The organism is Streptococcus oralis (genome assembly GCF_001579025.1).
Classification (GTDB): Bacteria; Bacillota; Bacilli; order Lactobacillales; family Streptococcaceae; genus Streptococcus; species Streptococcus oralis_X.
The window spans coordinates 31,531-49,625 of record NZ_KQ970238.1 but is presented as its reverse complement, the minus strand read 5'-3'; the positions used below and the strand labels follow the sequence as shown (position 1 = coordinate 49,625).

Annotated in this window: 14 protein-coding genes and 1 pseudogene; 11 read left to right on the top strand and 4 right to left on the bottom strand. The window is 37.1% G+C overall.

Translation table 11 applies throughout. The features are described from left to right. Positions 1-15 precede the first annotated feature (15 nt). A complete protein-coding gene (locus SORDD27_RS09005) occupies positions 16-2,670 on the top strand; it encodes a YhgE/Pip domain-containing protein (RefSeq protein WP_061428636.1) in 2,655 nt (884 codons plus the stop codon). A 21-nt stretch (positions 2,671-2,691) separates the two neighbouring features. Here SORDD27_RS09005 and SORDD27_RS09000 read toward each other — a convergent pair whose 3' ends face one another. Together SORDD27_RS09000 and SORDD27_RS08995 are read right to left on the bottom strand one after the other, a co-directional pair. Then, on the bottom strand, positions 2,692-5,244 hold the full coding sequence (locus SORDD27_RS09000; protein ID WP_061428634.1) for a YfhO family protein: 2,553 nt from the start codon (positions 5,242-5,244) through the stop codon (positions 2,692-2,694). A gap of 61 nt (positions 5,245-5,305) precedes the next feature. Next, complete coding sequence (locus tag SORDD27_RS08995) at positions 5,306-6,928, bottom strand: ATP-binding cassette domain-containing protein (protein ID WP_000958774.1); 1,623 nt, start codon at positions 6,926-6,928, stop codon at positions 5,306-5,308. A 195-nt stretch (positions 6,929-7,123) separates the two neighbouring features. On the opposite strand from SORDD27_RS08995, the gene trpS reads away from it, so the two are divergent. Together trpS and guaB are read left to right on the top strand one after the other, a co-directional pair. Further along, a complete protein-coding gene (trpS, locus tag SORDD27_RS08990) occupies positions 7,124-8,149 on the top strand; it encodes a tryptophan--tRNA ligase (RefSeq protein ID WP_061428632.1) in 1,026 nt (341 codons plus the stop codon). Positions 8,150-8,309: 160 nt separating this feature from the next. Further along, a complete protein-coding gene (guaB, locus tag SORDD27_RS08985; protein ID WP_061428630.1) occupies positions 8,310-9,788 on the top strand; it encodes an IMP dehydrogenase in 1,479 nt (492 codons plus the stop codon). A 52-nt stretch (positions 9,789-9,840) separates the two neighbouring features. Here guaB and recF read toward each other — a convergent pair whose 3' ends face one another. Next, on the bottom strand, positions 9,841-10,938 hold the full coding sequence (recF, locus tag SORDD27_RS08980; protein WP_061428628.1) for a DNA replication/repair protein RecF: 1,098 nt from the start codon (positions 10,936-10,938) through the stop codon (positions 9,841-9,843). A gap of 2 nt (positions 10,939-10,940) precedes the next feature. Next, positions 10,941-11,309 carry a S4 domain-containing protein YaaA gene (yaaA, locus tag SORDD27_RS08975; protein ID WP_061428626.1) on the bottom strand — a complete coding sequence of 123 codons (369 nt, stop codon included), beginning with the start codon at positions 11,307-11,309 and terminating at the stop codon, positions 10,941-10,943. A gap of 160 nt (positions 11,310-11,469) precedes the next feature. On the opposite strand from yaaA, the gene yfmF reads away from it, so the two are divergent. The 8 genes and pseudogenes from yfmF to SORDD27_RS08935 all read left to right on the top strand — a co-directional run. Next, the gene (gene yfmF, locus SORDD27_RS08970; RefSeq protein WP_061428624.1) at positions 11,470-12,720 is read left to right on the top strand and encodes an EF-P 5-aminopentanol modification-associated protein YfmF; all 1,251 of its coding nucleotides are present in this window, start codon (positions 11,470-11,472) and stop codon (positions 12,718-12,720) included. Next, complete coding sequence (yfmH, locus tag SORDD27_RS08965) at positions 12,717-14,000, top strand: EF-P 5-aminopentanol modification-associated protein YfmH (protein WP_061428622.1); 1,284 nt, start codon at positions 12,717-12,719, stop codon at positions 13,998-14,000. Before yfmF ends, yfmH begins: the two co-directional genes overlap by 4 nt. Positions 14,001-14,035: 35 nt before the next feature. Continuing rightward, complete coding sequence (gene rodZ / locus SORDD27_RS08960) at positions 14,036-14,857, top strand: cytoskeleton protein RodZ (RefSeq protein ID WP_061428620.1); 822 nt, start codon at positions 14,036-14,038, stop codon at positions 14,855-14,857. Positions 14,858-14,867: 10 nt separating this feature from the next. Beyond that, a complete protein-coding gene (pgsA, locus tag SORDD27_RS08955; RefSeq protein WP_061428618.1) occupies positions 14,868-15,413 on the top strand; it encodes a CDP-diacylglycerol--glycerol-3-phosphate 3-phosphatidyltransferase in 546 nt (181 codons plus the stop codon). Further along, positions 15,410-16,237 carry an energy-coupling factor ABC transporter ATP-binding protein gene (locus SORDD27_RS08950; RefSeq protein WP_061428616.1) on the top strand — a complete coding sequence of 276 codons (828 nt, stop codon included), beginning with the start codon at positions 15,410-15,412 and terminating at the stop codon, positions 16,235-16,237. Before pgsA ends, SORDD27_RS08950 begins: the two co-directional genes overlap by 4 nt. Further along, positions 16,222-17,061, top strand: a complete 840-nt coding sequence (locus SORDD27_RS08945) for an energy-coupling factor transporter ATPase (protein ID WP_061428614.1) — start codon at positions 16,222-16,224, stop codon at positions 17,059-17,061. The genes SORDD27_RS08950 and SORDD27_RS08945 overlap by 16 nt, the downstream gene beginning before the upstream one ends. Next, positions 17,054-17,848 carry an energy-coupling factor transporter transmembrane component T family protein gene (locus SORDD27_RS08940; protein WP_061428612.1) on the top strand — a complete coding sequence of 265 codons (795 nt, stop codon included), beginning with the start codon at positions 17,054-17,056 and terminating at the stop codon, positions 17,846-17,848. Before SORDD27_RS08945 ends, SORDD27_RS08940 begins: the two co-directional genes overlap by 8 nt. Before the next feature lie 60 nt (positions 17,849-17,908). Next, positions 17,909-18,095 (top strand): annotated as a pseudogene (locus tag SORDD27_RS08935) (rod shape-determining protein MreC); the annotation flags it as partial.

The window sequence follows — 18,095 nt, the reverse complement described above, 5'->3', positions numbered from 1 at the left end:
AAAAAAGGAGAAGATATGTTTAAAGAATGGAAAGCAATTTTTAAAAAACCAACCTTTATTATTGTCATGATAGGGATTTCTCTTATTCCAGCTCTGTACAATATCATATTTTTGTCATCAATGTGGGATCCATATGGGCAATTGTCTGACTTACCTGTGGCAGTTGTCAATAATGATAAAGAAGCTTCCTATAACGGTAATACCATGGCTATAGGAAAAGACATGGTATCAAATTTAAAAGAAAATAAAAGCTTAGATTTTCATTTCGTAGATGAAGAGGAAGGTAAGAAGGGACTAGAAGACGGTGATTACTATATGGTAGTCACTTTGCCAAGTGACTTATCTGAAAAAGCTGCTTCTATTCTATCAGATCACCCAGAACAAATGACCATTAACTATCAAACTTCTAGCGGGCATAGCTTCATTGCAAGTAAGATGAGTGATTCTGCCATGACACAGTTAAAACAGAATGTTTCTGCTAATGTAACCGAATCCTATACGAAAGCTTTATTTCAAAAGATGGGTGATTTAAAATCCGGTTTAACGAAGGCAGCCGATGGAAGTGAACAATTGGCTAACGGGGCCAGTCAGTTAGCTGGAGGAAGTCAGACATTGTCTTCAAATCTTGCTACTTTAGCTAGCTCAAGTTTAACCTTTTCGGATGGAACAGATCAATTTACAAAAGGGTTGACAACGTATGTCACAGGAGTAAAGCAACTGAATAGTGGCTTAGGAACATTTAATGATGGTTTACAGAACTATACAAGTGCGGTTTCACAGGTTGACACAGGACTTAATCAATTATCTTCGAAAACTCCAGAATTAGTTGCAGGTGTCAACCAGTTAAATACAGGGATGAAGTCATATGCTGGTGGAGTTTCACAACTCAATTCAGGTCTCAGTCAATTTTCGGTTGGTGTCAATGCCTATACAAGCGGAGTTGACAAATTATCTGTTGGTACAAACCAACTATCAAGTCAATCAGATACATTGAGAGATGGTATTACTCAATTAAATAAAGGAATCAAAGAAATATCCACACAATTAAATACTTCATCTCAACAGAAAGAGGATATAACACAGTTAGCAAGCAGTTTAGATGAGTTGAATAAGTCTCTCCAATCAGTTAAAGTTTCAGATAATACTGATCTTAAAAATACAATATCTAATGACTTAACAAATATAACGACTCTTGCTCAAACTATTGTGACTAATAGTCAAGCAGAGCAAGAGAAAACTCTTACAAATCTTCAAGCAACAGCAACTTATCAATCTCTCACTGAAACTCAGAAAAAAGAATTGACTGAAGCTGTTTCAAATAATTCTAATTCTACGATAGAGTCAGCAAAAGCAATTTTAACGACGGCAGGAGATTTAAAAGAAAATTTAGGAAGTATAAACCAACCAGTCTCTAATCTTTCTACTTTACAGACTAAAGCAAATCAACTTTTACCTATAGCGTCTAGTTCCTTGACATCTATGTCAAGTGGATTTACACAGTTGCAAAATGCTGTAGATAATCAGTTAGTTCCCGGAAGTCAATCAATTGAAAATGGAGTTAATGCGTATACTAAGGGATTGGATACTATTTCTTTAGGTGTAAATCAACTAAGTGAAAAGAATACAACTTTAACAACAAGTTTGGATCAATTGGTTTCTGGCTCAACCAAGTTGACAGAAAACTCTTCAAAATTGACAACTGGTTTGGATACTCTAGCTGGGAAAACTCCAGAATTAGTAACAGGTATTGAAAAACTATCATCTGGTTCTGCTCAATTGAATAATAAGAGCCCAGAGCTGATAGCAGGTCTTACTAAATTACAATTTGGCTCTGGTCAATTAACAGACAAATCAACACAGTTACTTTCTGCAGCATCTCAACTAGGAAGTGGCGCTATGAAGATTGCAGATGGTGCTGGAAAACTAGCAGATGGTGGAACAACCTTAACCTCTAGTCTTGAAGATTTACAGACAGGAGTTGATTCATTAGGACAAGGATTAGGTAATGCAAATAATCAACTCAAATCAGCTTCGACAGAATCTAAAAATGCAGAAACATTATCTGAACCTCTAGTTCTCTCAAAAACAGACAATGACCAAGTTCCTGTGAATGGGATTGCCATGGCTCCTTATATGATATCAGTTGCTCTTTTTGTTGCTGCTATATCTACCAATATGATTTTTGCTAAGTTGCCTTCTGGACATCATCCAGAGAGTCGTTGGGCTTGGTTGAAGTCTCGCTCTGAAATAAATGGGATTATAGCTGTCTTAGCAGGTGTTTTAGTTTATGGAGGTGTCCATCTTATTGGATTGACTGCGAACCATGAGATGAGGACCTTGATTCTAATTATAATCACAAGTTTAGCTTTCATGTCTATGGTGACAGCTTTAACAACTTGGAATAGCCGTATTGGAGCTTTCTTCTCTCTTATTTTACTTTTATTACAGTTAGCATCAAGTGCAGGGACCTATCCCCTTGCTTTGACAAATGATTTCTTCAAAGGTGTCAATCCTTGGTTACCAATGAGTTATTCTGTATCAGGCTTACGACAAACAATCTCTATGACAGGAAATATTCATCACCAAGTGATTTTCCTTATTATAACTCTAGCTTTCTTTACTGCTTTAGGTATGCTAGCTTATCAACCTAAGAAAATGGAAGAAGATTAAAAAGATTGGCCAAGAAATTGGTCAATCTTTTTCTGTCTTAGATAAATTTCGTCTGTGATTATAGATCCCAAAAAGAAGAAGAGCAGTTAGTGAGCAGGCTGCTCCAATAACAAAACCATTGGGGATAAAGGAAAGTGTAATGGTGCCTTTTCCTTTTGGAACATCAACTTTCATAAAACCAGTCTGAGCCTGCTTGATTTCAAGTTTTTTCCCATCTTGGTATGCAGACCAACCTTTGTCATAAGGAATAGTGAAGAAAATAGAGGTATCTTGTTTGACTTCATATGTAGCAAAGACTTTATTTTTAGAGGTGGATACTTCTACAGGTTGTTCTTTAATCTTTTGGATTGCTTCAGTAAGAGCCTGAGTATATAAACGATAGAAGGTTGGAGATTCAAATGACACCTGAGAATTTCCAGGGAAACTAACACTGATATTGAAAGTTTGTTGTTTTTCAGTATAACCCAAATTAAAGAAATTAAATGCATTGTCAGTTGTAAAAGTCTTCTTTTCTCCATTGACAATGATGTCAACTTTCTTTTGCTTATCGTTTGTAAAGTGAAGATTTGAAAAAGAGAGATAGACTTGACTATTTTGAGGAACCTCAATTTGATAATCAATCTTTGCATCTTCATTAGCAGAACCTGTGATGCTGGTTAAACCATCTGAAGTGTCTGTTTTATCAGATGTTATTTGGGAGAAGTAATCTAAGTTGAGATTAGCAAGCTGGTTTATAAATAAAGCCTGATTATCTAGAGTGTGATTGTTAAAGTTTACATCTTTGTAAATAGATTGAGTGGCAAAGGCAATGGGTAAAGAGAGTTGATTTTTATATAAGGTTAAATGATCCTTTTGATAAATCTCTTGAAAGCCATACTTATCAAGTGAAGTTTCAGAAATATTGTACTGGATTCCAAATAAACTGTCTGCTAAAAGACTGTTATTTGCATAACGGAGATTGAGGTTGGTTCCAGAGGATTTGAATCCCAGTTTATCCAAACTAGTGCTAGCTGAGCGATTTCGTACAGACGAAAATTGAGAGATTCCATTGTAGTTAAATTTCATACTGTCATTCCCAGTCTGAATTTGCAGTTTTTCAGTACGTGTAAATGGATTGTCAATTTGGTTTAGAATGGATTCCATAGCGGTGATATCTCTATTATAGGCGCTACGAGAAGCAAAGGCCCATTCTTTAGCTATTCCTTCCATTTGAGATGATGCATTTAAGCTTATCTCAGCCGTTATAAATAAAGACAAAAGAATTGCAAATAGATTTACAGAGATAAATTTTCTAATGACTGTAAGAAGTAAAAGAGCATAAACTAGTAGAAATTCAAGAGTGAGTAGGATATTCAAATCAGTTAAAAAAGAATAGTGTGATTTAAAATAGACAGTGGCCAAAAATCCTGTTAGTACAAGAAAAAGTGAGCCAAATAGATTCCATAGCTTCAATTCTTTCAGACGATTTAAGACTTCTGCTGCAGTATAAATTAACAGAGTGGAAAAAATCCAAGCATAGCGATGCAAAAACATATTTGGGGTATGCATCCCTTGCCAAAATAAATCAAGTGCTTCTATGTAAAAGCTTGTTATTAAAAAAGTAAAGAAAATTGCATAGGTAAGTTTCACGTGAAACCTTATGGATTTTATTGTGAAAAATAGAATAGTCAAAATAAAAGGAAGCAATCCAACAAAAATCATTGGTATAGATCCATATTTAGTTGTATCAAAAGATCCAATGAATTGTTTTGCAAAAATATCCAAATACCAGCTACTATCTGTCTTTAATTTTGTGATGGCAGTCAACTTCTCTCCATGAGTTTGTAAATCAAACAGTGTAGGAAGAGTCATAATCAAACTAGCCATTCCAGCTAAAAAGGAGGTAACAACAAAATCAAGAAAAGATGATTTTCGAGTTTTAAAGTCCCAAGAAATTTGGCAGAGATACCAGAAAATAAGAAACAATGCTGTCATATATCCAAAATAATAATTTTGAATAAATAAGATTGACAAACTTGTAAAGTATAGTAGGCGCTTCTTTTGTGTTATAAGTAGGTGTAAACCAGTTATAATTAAAGGAATCAAGATAAAAACATCTAGCCAGGTTTTAATCTCTAACTGACTGACAGTGAAGCTCATTAAAGCATAGGAAGTAGATAAGGCAAGTTTTAAAAATTTTGGGATATCTTTAAATAATCTAGTCAAACTAAAGAAGGTTGACAGACCAATCAATCCAAATTTTAAGAGAGTGGTTAGATAGACAGCATCTGGCATATTCGACAGATTAAAAAAGTAAACTATGGGTGAAAGAAAGCTACCCAAGTAATAACTAGATAGAGCATAGAAATTCAGTCCGAGGCCACTTGTAAAGGTGTAAAACAAACTACCATTTCCATGTAAAATATTTCGTAAAGCCACATCAAAAATAACGTATTGATGGAAACCATCTCCTAATAGTGGAGATGTATCGCTATTCCAGTAGATACCTTGAATTAGGTATACTCCAGTCATAATTACTAAAGGAATGATGAAAGAAACAAAATAGGTCCAATATGTTTTAAAAAATGATTTCATGTTACCTCGTAGAATGATAGAAAACTCAGTTGGTTACCCCAACTGAGTTTTGAAGTCTTATTTAATCTTTCCAAAGTTCTTTAACTTTTGCTTGTACTTCTGCATTTTCTAGGAATTCATCATAGGTTTCATCGATACGATCAATGACGCCATTCTTAGACAAAACAATAATATGGTTTGCTAAAGTTTGAATGAACTCGTGATCATGACTAGCAAAGATGATTGATTCTTTAAAGTTTTTCAATCCATCGTTCAAGCTTGAGATAGATTCCAAGTCCAAGTGATTTGTTGGATCATCAAGTACAAGGACATTTGATTTCAAGAGCATGAGTTTTGAAAGCATGACACGTACTTTTTCTCCCCCTGACAAGACGTTTACAGGTTTGTTAACCTCATCTCCAGAAAAGAGCATACGACCAAGGAAACCACGTAGGAAGGTATTGTCATCTTCTTCTTTGCTTGCAAATTGACGCAACCAGTCAAGGATTGACTCTCCTCCTGCAAAATCAGCCGAGTTGTCTTTTGGCAAGTAAGAACGGCTAGTAGTAACTCCCCACTTGACAGTTCCTTCATAGTCAATGTCACCCATGATTGCACGAATTAATGCAGTCGTTTGGATGTCATTTTGTCCAATAAGAGCCGTCTTATCACCTGGACGCAAGATGAAACTAATATTGTCCAAGATAGTTTCACCATCAATCTTTACAGTTAAATTCTCTACTGTCAAGAGATCATTACCAATCTCACGCTCTGCTTTAAAGTTGATAAATGGGTATTTACGACTAGAAGGAACAATCTCTTCTAATTCAATCTTGTCAAGCATTTTTTTACGAGACGTTGCTTGTCTTGACTTAGAAGCGTTGGCAGAGAATCGAGCAACGAATTCTTGCAATTGCTTAATCTTTTCTTCCGCTTTGGCATTACGGTCTGCTAACAATTTAGCAGCAAGCTCAGAAGATTCCTTCCAGAAGTCGTAGTTTCCGACATAGAGTTTGATTTTTCCAAAGTCAAGGTCGGCCATGTGAGTACATACTTTATTGAGGAAGTGACGGTCATGGGATACAACGATGACAGTGTTATCAAAGTCAATCAAGAAATCTTCTAACCAAGTAATAGATTGGATATCCAAACCGTTGGTTGGCTCGTCCAAGAGAAGAACATCAGGTTTACCAAAAAGTGCTTTAGCAAGGAGAACCTTCACTTTTTCACCATTGGCTAATTCGCTCATGTTTTGGTAGTGCAATTCTTCTGGAATATTTAGGTTTTGAAGCAGTTGAGATGCTTCACTTTCTGCTTCCCAACCTCCAAGTTCAGCAAATTCACCTTCAAGTTCAGCTGCACGAACACCATCTTCATCGGAAAAATCTTCCTTCATGTAAATAGCATCTTTTTCCTTCATGATGCTATAGAGTTTTTCATTTCCCATGATAACGACATCAATTGCACGTTCATCTTCATAGTCAAAGTGATTTTGACGAAGAACAGAGAGACGTTCATCTGGACCAAGAGAGATATGACCAGTTGTAGGTTCGATATCACCAGCTAAGATTTTTAAGAATGTAGACTTCCCAGCACCATTAGCACCAATTAATCCGTATGTATTTCCTTCTGTAAATTTGATATTGACATCATCAAAAAGTTTGCGATCACTAAAACGTAGTGAAACATCAGATACTGTAAGCAATGTTTTTCTCCTATAATATGTAATACATTTATTCTACTAGAAAAGAGAGAAATATTCAAATTTTTCTTTGTCAATTTTATGTCAACTAAGTTTACAGTTTTATTTACAGCGAATTGGCTCTTTGATTTAAATAATTTTCTGTTATTTTAACAAAAAAATGCTATAATTGAAGAGACCATTTCGAAGGAGAAAAAAATGACGAAACCCATTATTTTAACAGGAGACCGCCCAACAGGTAAACTGCATATTGGACATTATGTTGGGAGTCTTAAAAACAGAGTATTACTGCAGGAAGAAGACAAGTATGACATGTTTGTTTTTTTGGCGGATCAACAAGCATTGACAGATCACGCCAAAGACCCTCAAACGATTGTAGAATCGATTGGGAATGTTGCCTTAGATTACCTAGCAGTTGGATTAGATCCAAGTAAATCAACTATCTTTATTCAAAGCCAAATTCCAGAGTTGGCTGAATTATCTATGTACTATATGAATTTGGTGTCACTAGCTCGTTTGGAACGGAATCCGACAGTAAAAACAGAGATTGCTCAGAAAGGGTTTGGAGAAAGTATTCCGACAGGATTTTTGGTTTATCCGATTGCGCAAGCAGCAGATATTACTGCCTTCAAGGCTAATTATGTTCCTGTTGGGACAGATCAGAAACCAATGATTGAGCAAACTCGTGAGATTGTTCGTTCCTTTAATCATGCTTATAATTGTGAGGTCTTGGTGGAGCCGGAAGGTATTTATCCAGAAAATGAGAGAGCAGGGCGTTTGCCAGGTTTAGATGGAAATGCTAAAATGTCTAAATCCCTTAATAATGGTATTTATCTAGCAGATGATGCGGATACTTTGCGTAAAAAAGTCATGAGCATGTATACTGATCCGGATCATATTCGAGTGGAGGATCCAGGTAAGATTGAAGGAAATATGGTTTTTCATTATCTAGATGTGTTTGGTCGTCCAGAAGATGCTCAAGGCATTGCGGATATGAAAGAACATTATCAACGTGGTGGTCTTGGTGATGTGAAGACGAAACGTTATCTACTTGAAATATTAGAACGCGAACTTGGCCCTATTCGTGAGCGCCGTATCGAATTTGCTAAGGATATGGGAGAAGTTTACAATATGCTTCAAAAAGGTAGTGAGAAAGCGCGTGAGGTTGCGGGGCAAACTTTATCTGAAGTTAAGAAAGCAATGGGACTAAATTATTTTAAATAATAGATAAATATGAATCGTAAAACTATCTCTTCCATAGGTTCACAGGGATAGTTTTTTATGATTTCTACCATAAATATAATTGACAAATTTTCATAGAATGGTATGATAGATACAATACAAAAAGAGTCAAGCTCAAAAAGAAAGAAAAGAGGAAACTTCAATGTCTAATTGGGATACTAAATTTTTAAAAAAAGGTTTTACCTTTGATGATGTATTGCTCATTCCAGCAGAAAGTCATGTGTTGCCTAATGATGCAGATTTAACAACAAAATTGGCAGATAATCTGACTTTAAATATCCCAATTATAACAGCCGCAATGGATACAGTCACAGAAAGTCAAATGGCTATTGCTATTGCTCGTGCGGGTGGTCTTGGAGTAATCCATAAAAATATGTCTATTGCGCAACAGGCGGATGAAGTTCGCAAGGTAAAACGTTCTGAAAATGGTGTTATTATTGATCCATTCTTCTTGACTCCAGAACACACTATTGCTGAAGCAGACGAACTGATGGGACGTTACCGTATCAGTGGTGTTCCAGTTGTAGAAACACTTGAAAATCGTAAATTGGTTGGTATTCTAACAAATCGAGATCTTCGCTTTATTTCAGATTACAATCAGCCAATCTCAAATCACATGACCAGTGAAAATCTTGTCACTGCTCCAGTTGGCACAGATCTTACAACAGCTGAACATATTCTTCAAGAACACCGTATTGAAAAACTTCCTTTGGTTGACGAAGAAGGCCGTCTTTCTGGCTTGATTACTATTAAGGATATTGAAAAAGTTATTGAGTTTCCAAATGCTGCCAAAGATGAATTTGGTCGTCTTCTAGTTGCTGGTGCGGTGGGTGTCACTTCAGATACATTTGAACGTGCAGAGGCTCTCTTTGAAGCAGGGGCTGACGCAATTGTTATTGATACTGCACATGGTCACTCTGCTGGGGTTCTACGTAAAATTGCTGAAATTCGTGCTCACTTCCCAGATCGCACTTTGATTGCTGGTAATATTGCAACTGCAGAAGGTGCGCGTGCTCTTTATGATGCAGGTGTAGATGTTGTCAAAGTCGGTATCGGACCAGGTTCTATCTGTACTACTCGTGTGATTGCAGGGGTTGGTGTCCCACAAGTGACAGCAATCTATGATGCAGCAGCAGTTGCGCGTGAATATGGTAAAACAATCATTGCTGATGGTGGAATCAAGTACTCTGGAGATATTGTAAAAGCCCTTGCTGCAGGTGGAAATGCGGTTATGCTTGGATCAATGTTTGCTGGAACAGACGAAGCACCAGGTGAAACGGAAATCTTCCAAGGACGTAAGTTTAAGACTTACCGTGGTATGGGATCAATCGCTGCAATGAAGAAAGGTTCAAGCGATCGTTACTTCCAAGGTTCTGTCAATGAAGCAAACAAACTCGTTCCAGAAGGAATTGAAGGGCGTGTTGCCTATAAAGGCGCAGCAGCTGATATTGTCTTCCAAATGATTGGTGGTATTCGCTCTGGTATGGGTTACTGTGGTGCAGCTAACCTTAAAGAACTACATGATAATGCACAATTTATTGAAATGTCTGGGGCTGGTCTAAAAGAAAGCCATCCTCATGATGTACAAATCACTAATGAGGCACCAAACTACTCTATGTAACTAGTAAAAAAGAACTCCTGAATCTCAGGAGTTCTTTTTGTTTACAGTATTGTCAATTTTTGTTTACAGAAATTTTACCATTTTGAATGTTGAAAATACTAAGGTTTTCTGGTAAATTTTGTAAGTGGTCTAAACTTGTTGTTGTGATAAAGGTTTGGATAGATTGAGAAATGGTTTCTAGTAATTTTAGTTGCCGTGTATTGTCAAGTTCGCTCATAACATCATCAAGCAGTAGTATTGGAGACTCGTTGGTAATACTTTCCATTAGCTCAATTTCCGCCAGTTTTATAGAAAGAACAAGGCTACGATGTTGACCTTGGCTTCCAAAACTAGCATCCATACCATTGATATAAAAAGAAATATCATCTCGATGAGGGCCAACTCCAGTATTCTTTTTAAATAAGTCTCTGGATCTGCTTTTCTCCAAAGCAATTTTAAAAGAACGTGTTAGCTGTTCTTCATCAGTGAAGTTGACAGATGATTGATAAAATATTGACAACTCTTCTAATTTATTTGAAATTTCTAAGTGTTTTTTTTGACCAAATTTCTCTAAGTCTTTAATGAATTTTATCCGATGCTTTATAACGCGACAACCATACTCTACTAACTGATCATCTAAGACTGACAGAAATGTTTCGTCAATCTTCTGGCTGGATTTTAGGTAGGTATTTCTCTGCTTGAGTATATGGTTGTAGTTTGACAAGTCTGACAAGTAGATTGGTTTTATTTGTCCCAGTTCAATGTCTATAAACTTTCGACGGACAGAAGGCGCTCCTTTAATTAGCTGGAGATCTTCAGGTGCGAAGAGGACAACATTCATATGTCCGATGTAGTCTGATAGGCGAGCTTGTTTTAAGTGATTGACCTTGGTCACACGCCCTTTTGGTGTTAAATCAATTTCTAGAGGGATAGAGCTTGTTTTTTTCTGTAGCAAGCCAGAAAGATGGAGTTGCTCGTTATCAAAATGAATGAGATTTTTATCTGTACGAGTCCGATGACTACGTGTCAAGGCCAAGAAATAGATTGCTTCTAGAATATTGGTTTTTCCTTGTGCATTTTGACCTAGAAAGACATTTAATTTTGGATTGAAATCAATTTTTGCCTCTTTGTAGTTTCGAAAGGTTTTAATTGTTAAATGTTGGAGCCACATGGTTATCTTCCTGGAAAACGTGGAGCTTGTTTGGTTTTAGGTGATGAAGAAGTTTTTTGTTTTTCTTTCTTGATACCTTTATTCATCTCTTTGACAAGTTTAGCAATTCGCTCTTTCTCAATCTTATCTGCTTGATACTCTTCTTGCTCTTTTAAACTTGGTTGTGTCAAGGTGATGTCAATCTTTAAATCAGGAATGTCAATCGTATCTCCAATACGGATTTTTTTCCCACGTCTACTTTCTAACTCGCCATTAAAGTAAACTTGATGATCTATTAAAAAGGATTTGATAGCACCACCGCTTTGTATAATTCCAAGTTCTTTTAGGAGGGCTTGGAGCGTAATAAATTCTTCAAATAATTTGTATTCCATAATTCACCTCAATCTTTGGTATTATACCATATTTTCCTTGAAATAGCTGAAGGAAAGTTAGCTGAAATGAAAACGGTTTTACTCTTTAAAGCTATAAAGAGAACAAGAAAAATTTTGATTTTCGTGGTATAATAGAACTCTATATGTAAGGAGGTAAGGTATGGAGTTAGTGCCTGGAATTTTAGCACATTTTGTTCAATCCAAAAAGTTTAAAACAAATAAAATCACTATTCGTTTTACTGCTCCCTTATCTCTTGAGACAATAGCAGGACGTATGTTAAGTGCAAGTATGTTGGAGACGGCAAATCAAGCTTATCCCACATCACAAGCATTTCGCAGATACTTGGCAAGTTTATATGGAACAGATATTTCCACAAGTGCTTATCGTAGAGGACAAGCACATATTCTTGACTTAACATTTACCTACGTGCGAGATGAGTTCTTGAGTAAAAAAAATGTCTTGACTTCTCGAATTTTGGAATTGGTGAGACAGACTTTATTTGCTCCCTTAGCTCAAGATGGTGCTTTTGAGCCAGCTTTATTTGAAATTGAAAGAAAACAGTTATTGGCTAGTCTAGCTACTGATATGGATGATTCATTTTATTTTGCTCATAAGGAGTTGGATAGCTTGTTCTTCCATGATGAGCGTCTTCAATTGAGATACAGTGATTTACGAAATAGTATTTCAAATGAGTCTCCGGAAAGTAGCTACATGTGCTTTCAAAATGCTCTGAAAAATGATCGTATTGATTTCTTTTTCTTAGGTGATTTTAATGAAGTAGAAATTACAGAATCACTGAAGTCATTACCCTTTACAGCTAGAGAGAACGGCGTCACTATCCAGTACCATCAATCTTATTCGAATGTTCTACGAGAAGGAATGTTTCAGAGGAATGTTGGGCAATCTATTTTGGAATTAGGCTATCATTCTCCTGTAAAATATGGTGATGATGAGCATTTGCCCATGCTTGTTATGAATGGTTTGTTGGGTGAATTTGCACATTCGAAACTTTTTACAAATGTTCGTGAAAATGCTGGAATAGCCTATACAGTCTCTAGTCAATTGGATTTGTTTAGTGGTCTGTTAAGGATGTATGCGGGTATCGATAGAGAAAATCGAAATCAGGCTAGAAAAATGATGAATCATCAATTGCTAGATCTGAAAAAGGGTAATTTTACAGATTTTGAACTTGAACAAACCAAGGAGATGATTCGACGATCTTTGTTGATGGCTCAAGATAATCAACAGACCCTGGTTGAAAGAGCCTATTTGAATGCTCTATTGGGGAAATCAAGCTTTGATATTGATCGATTGGTGGCAAAATTAGAGAGTGTTGATAAAGAGGCTGTATGTAAAGCTGCCAACAGTTTGAAGTTACAAGCGATTTACTTTATGGAAGGAGTAGAATGACAAAGGTTACTTTTGAAGAAAAATACTATCCTGCTGTAAAGGAAACAGTCTACAAAGCACAATTGTCAAATGGATTGACAGTTTCTTTACTTCCTAAGCGAGATTTCAATGAGGTTTATGGGATTGTAACAGTTCAATTTGGTTCTGTAGATGCAACTTATACAAGCTTGGAAAAAGGTTTACGTCATCATCCAGCAGGAATTGCACATTTTCTTGAACATAAATTGTTTGAAAGAGAAAATTCTGAGGATATAATGGCTGCTTTTACTCGATTAGGTGCGGACAGTAATGCCTTTACAAGCTTTACTAAGACCAGCTATCTTTTTTCAACAATTGACCATCTATTAGAAAATTTAGATTTGCTAGATGAGTTAGTCGGAGATGTTCATTTTACAGAAGAGTCTGTTTTGAGGGAACAGGCTATTATCCAGCAAGAACGAGAAATGTACCAAGATGATCCAGACTCACGTTTGTTTTTTGCAACATTAGCCAACCTTTTTCCTGATACTCCTTTAGCAACAGATATAGTTGGAAGTGAAAAATCAATTTCTGAGATTCAAGTTTCAAATTTAAAAGAGAACTTTACAGACTTTTACAAACCTGTCAACATGTCACTGTTTTTAGTTGGAAATATTGATGTGGAAGTTGTTGAGGAATACTTTTCGAAAAAGGAAAAGGAAGTTTCAAACCAGTTTACGGTTTCAAAAGAGCAACTCCTTTTGCAGCCTGTGAAGCAAACAGATAGTCTTCGGATGGAAGTTTCTTCACCCAAACTTGCTGTTGCGATTAGAGGCAATGGGCAAATAAGAGAAGCTGAGTCTTATCGTTACAATATTTTATTGAAATTACTATTTACGATGATGTTTGGTTGGACTTCTGATCGTTTTCAAAGGTTATATGAGACTGGGAAGCTAGATGCGTCATTGTCACTTGAGGTTGAAGTCAACAGTCGCTTTCATTTTGTGATATTGACAATGGACACCAAAGAGCCTGTTTCTCTGTCGCATCAATTTCGTAAAGCGATTCGTCAGTTTAGTAATGATGCGGATATTACCGAGGAACATTTAGATCTTGTTAAGAGTGAGATGTTTGGGGAGTTTTTCAGTAGCATGAACTCTTTGGAATTTATTGCAACTCAATACGATCCGATGGATCGCGGAGAAACAATTTTTGATTTTCCGAAAATTTTACAGGAAATTACTTTGGAGGATGTTCTAGAAGCTGGACATCGTTTGATTGATAATGGTGATCTAGTTGATTTTACAATCTTTCCAGCTTAAAAGATGACTAATACTAGAAAGAAGGAATGGTACGTATGAGAAAAAAAACAATTGGCGAGGTTCTACGTTTAGCCAGAATTAACCAGGGATTGAGTCTGGAAGAATTACAGGAAAAAACTGAAATTCAGTTGCATTTTCTAGAAGCTATGGAGGCAGATGATTTTGATCAACTTCCTAGTACCTTCTATGCTCGTTCTTTTTTAAGAAAATATGCCTGGGCAGTAGAGTTAGATGAAAGAATTGTTTTGGATGCCTATGATTCAGGTAGTATGATCACTTATGAAGAGGTAGATGTCGATGAAGAAGACCTGTCTGGTCGCAGACGATCAAATAAGAAAAAAACGTCTTATCTCCCCTTGTTTTATTTCGTTCTATTTGCTTTGTCAATTTTAATTTTTGTCACTTACTATGTTTGGAACTACATCCAAACTCAGCCAAATCCTTCTTCAGCTAATTATAGTGTTGTGAACTCGACTAGTTCCACAACCTCATCTAGTTCATCTTCTAGTAGTCAGACGTCTAGCTCGTCTTCTACTACGGAATCAACTATTACAGTGTCAGGAGAAGGAAACCGCATTGAAGCTCGGTATAAAACGAGTAAGGAAACCGCTACTGTTCAACTGGCAGTATCAGATGTAACTAGTTGGGTAAGTGTTTCAGGAAGTAAGCTGGAGGGTGGTGTGACACTATCCGCAGACAATAAGAATGCAAAAACAACAGTTTCAACTAAGAATCCCGTTACCATTACTTTAGGTGTAGTGAAGGGAGTTACTGTGACAGTGGACAATCAAACGATTGATACTTCGAAGCTGACAACTCAGACTGGAACTGTAACACTTACATTTACTACAGATTAAGGAAAAATCAATGAAAAAAGAACAAATTCCTAATGTATTAACTATTGGTAGAATTCTCTTTATACCTCTCTTTATTCTTATTTTGACTTTAGGCCATTCACAAGGAAGTCATTTGCTGGCAGCAATCATCTTTGCAGTTGCTAGTATAACGGATTATCTTGATGGTTACCTTGCTCGTAAATGGAATGTAGTCAGCAACTTTGGAAAATTTGCAGATCCGATGGCTGATAAGCTGTTGGCTATGTCAGCTTTTATCATGTTGATTGAGTTAGGCATGGCTCCAGCTTGGGTTGTTGCTATTATCATCTGTCGTGAACTTGCGGTGACAGGCTTGCGTTTGTTGCTTGTTGAGACGGGAGGGACAGTTCTAGCAGCAGCGATGCCAGGGAAAATCAAGACCTTTAGTCAGATGTTTGCCATTATCTTTTTGCTCTTACATTGGAATTTAATTGGGCAACTGTTGCTTTATATAGCTTTATTTTTCACCATCTACTCTGGTTATGATTATTTCAAGGGTAGCGCTCATGTATTCAAAGGGACATTTGGTTCGAAATGAAATCGATTATTGAAGTAAAAGATCTGTCTTTTCGTTACAAGGAAGACCAGGATCATTATGACGTTAATAATGTCTCGTTTCACGTGAAACGGGGAGAATGGCTTTCGATTGTAGGTCATAATGGAAGTGGAAAATCGACAACTATCCGTTTGATTGATGGATTGCTTGAAGCAGAGTCTGGGGAAATCTGGATCGATGGGCAATTGCTGTCCTCTGAGAACGTTTGGGACTTGCGTCGACAAATTGGTATGGTTTTTCAAAATCCAGATAACCAATTTGTGGGGGCGACTGTTGAAGATGATGTTGCCTTTGGTTTAGAAAATCAGGGACTTCCTCGTGAAGAAATGAAGAAGAGAGTGGTTGAATCTTTGGAGTTGGTAGGTATGCTGGACTTTAAGAGGAGAGAACCAGCTCGTTTATCTGGTGGACAAAAACAGCGTGTGGCTATTGCTGGAGTTGTTGCCCTGAGGCCAGCTATTTTGATTTTGGACGAGGCTACAAGTATGTTGGATCCTGAGGGACGCAGAGAACTGATTCAGACAGTTCAAGAGATTCGAAAAGACCATCAGATGACAGTCGTCTCCATTACACATGACTTAGAAGAAGTTGCGATGAGTGACCGTGTCTTGGTCATGAAAAAAGGCCAAGTGGAGTCAACCAGTAGCCCAAGAGAACTTTTTTCGCGGGACGACCTTGACCAGATAGGGTTGGATGAGCCTTTTACTAATCAATTGAGAGAATCTTTGAGAGAGACTGGTTATCAGTTGCCGGATGGCTATTTGACAGAAGGAGAGCTAGAGGACAAGCTATGGGAATTACTCTAGAAAATGTGAGCTTTACCTATCAAGAGGGGACTCCCCTATCTTCATCAGCCTTGACTGATGTTTCTTTGACGATTGAGGATGGTTCCTATACAGCTTTAGTAGGGCACACAGGTAGTGGGAAATCAACGATTTTACAGCTTTTAAATGGCCTATTGGTACCAAGTAAGGGTTCTGTTCGAGTTTTCGATACCGTCATTACCCCTACATCAACCAATAAAGAAATTCGCCAGATTCGAAAGCAGGTTGGTCTAGTGTTTCAATTTGCTGAAAATCAGATTTTCGAAGAGACTGTTTTGAAAGATGTTGCATTTGGACCACAAAATTTTGGAGTTTCTGAGGAAGAGGCCAAGAAAATTGCGCGTGAAAAGTTAGCCTTGGTAGGCATCGATGAGTCACTCTTTGAGCGCAGTCCTTTTGAACTTTCGGGTGGTCAGATGAGACGTGTGGCTATAGCAGGTATGCTAGCCATGGAGCCAACTGTCTTGGTTTTGGATGAGCCTACAGCTGGACTAGATCCTCTGGGCAGAAAAGAACTGATGACCCTGTTTAAAAAACTTCACCTTGCTGGAATGACAATCGTCCTGGTAACGCATTTGATGGATGACGTAGCTGCATATGCTGATCAGGTCCATGTTATGGAAAAGGGGCGTTTGGTCAAAAGTGGTAAACCGAGCGAAGTTTTCCAAGATGTAGCCTCTATGGAAAAGGTGCAGTTAGGTGTGCCTAAAATAACAGCCTTTTGTAAACGTTTGGCAGATAGAGGTGTAGCTTTTAAAAAATTGCCAATCAAGATAGAGGAGTTTAAGGAGTCGCTAAATGGATAGTATGATTTTAGGGCGTTATATACCGGGGGATTCCATCATTCATCGCTTGGATCCCCGTAGTAAATTGCTTGCCATGATCCTGTTGATTTTGATTGTATTTTGGGCCAATAATCCCCTCACTAATCTCATTCTTTTTATAGCGACAGGTATATTTATCGCTTTGTCAGGCGTTTCCCTCTCATTTTTTGTTCAGGGATTAAAATCCATGTTCTTCTTGATTGCTTTTACAACTCTTTTTCAGCTCTTTTTCATTTCAAGTGGAAATATCCTATTTGAGTTTTCTTTTATAAAAATAACGGATTATGCTTTGCAACAAGCAGGAATCATTTTCTGTCGTTTTGTGTTGATTATTTTCTTTTCAACCTTGCTAACATTAACGACCATGCCTTTGAGTCTGGCAGCCGCAGTTGAAGCTCTTTTAGCACCGCTGAAACGTGTGAAAGTTCCCGTTCATGAAATTGGTCTTATGTTATCAATGAGTTTGCGTTTTGTTCCAACCTTGATGGATGACACAACGAGAATTATGAATGCTCAAAAAGCTCGTGGAGTTGACTTTGGCGAAGGTAGCATCGTTCAAAAAGTAAAGGCTATGATTCCAATTTTAATTCCTCTTTTTGCGACGAGCTTAAAGCGTGCAGATTCATTGGCAATAGCAATGGAAGCGCGTGGTTATCAGGGAGGAAAGGGTAGAAGTCAGTATAGACAGTTGAGATGGAGTCAAAAGGATACACTGGCAATTCTTGTGATTTTGGTACTGGGATGTTTCTTATTTTTCTTAAAATCTTAGCAGGTTTGTAGGATTGATAAGAAGCTCAAAGTAGCAGGTTTTTAGTATAAAGGTAGGAATATGAACCGTTTTAAAAAATCAAAATATCTAATCATCGTTTTTGTCACAGTTCTGGCAGTTTCTGTACTATTAGTGACAACCTATTCAAGCGCTATTGTGACGAAACTAGGAGATGGGATTTCCTTGGTAGATAGAATTGTTCAAAAACCCTTTCAGTGGTTTGATACTTTCAAATCAGATTTGGGAC

Coding starts and splice junctions, on each gene's coding strand:
- pgsA (WP_061428618.1), top strand. CDS start 14,868: ATGAAAAAAGAACAAATTCCTAATGTATTAACTATTGGTAGAATTCTC.
- recF (WP_061428628.1), bottom strand. CDS start 10,938: ATGTGGCTCCAACATTTAACAATTAAAACCTTTCGAAACTACAAAGAG.
- SORDD27_RS09005 (WP_061428636.1), top strand. CDS start 16: ATGTTTAAAGAATGGAAAGCAATTTTTAAAAAACCAACCTTTATTATT.
- SORDD27_RS08950 (WP_061428616.1), top strand. CDS start 15,410: ATGAAATCGATTATTGAAGTAAAAGATCTGTCTTTTCGTTACAAGGAA.
- guaB (WP_061428630.1), top strand. CDS start 8,310: ATGTCTAATTGGGATACTAAATTTTTAAAAAAAGGTTTTACCTTTGAT.
- SORDD27_RS08945 (WP_061428614.1), top strand. CDS start 16,222: ATGGGAATTACTCTAGAAAATGTGAGCTTTACCTATCAAGAGGGGACT.
- yfmF (WP_061428624.1), top strand. CDS start 11,470: ATGGAGTTAGTGCCTGGAATTTTAGCACATTTTGTTCAATCCAAAAAG.
- SORDD27_RS08940 (WP_061428612.1), top strand. CDS start 17,054: ATGGATAGTATGATTTTAGGGCGTTATATACCGGGGGATTCCATCATT.
- yfmH (WP_061428622.1), top strand. CDS start 12,717: ATGACAAAGGTTACTTTTGAAGAAAAATACTATCCTGCTGTAAAGGAA.
- trpS (WP_061428632.1), top strand. CDS start 7,124: ATGACGAAACCCATTATTTTAACAGGAGACCGCCCAACAGGTAAACTG.
- rodZ (WP_061428620.1), top strand. CDS start 14,036: ATGAGAAAAAAAACAATTGGCGAGGTTCTACGTTTAGCCAGAATTAAC.
- SORDD27_RS09000 (WP_061428634.1), bottom strand. CDS start 5,244: ATGAAATCATTTTTTAAAACATATTGGACCTATTTTGTTTCTTTCATC.
- yaaA (WP_061428626.1), bottom strand. CDS start 11,309: ATGGAATACAAATTATTTGAAGAATTTATTACGCTCCAAGCCCTCCTA.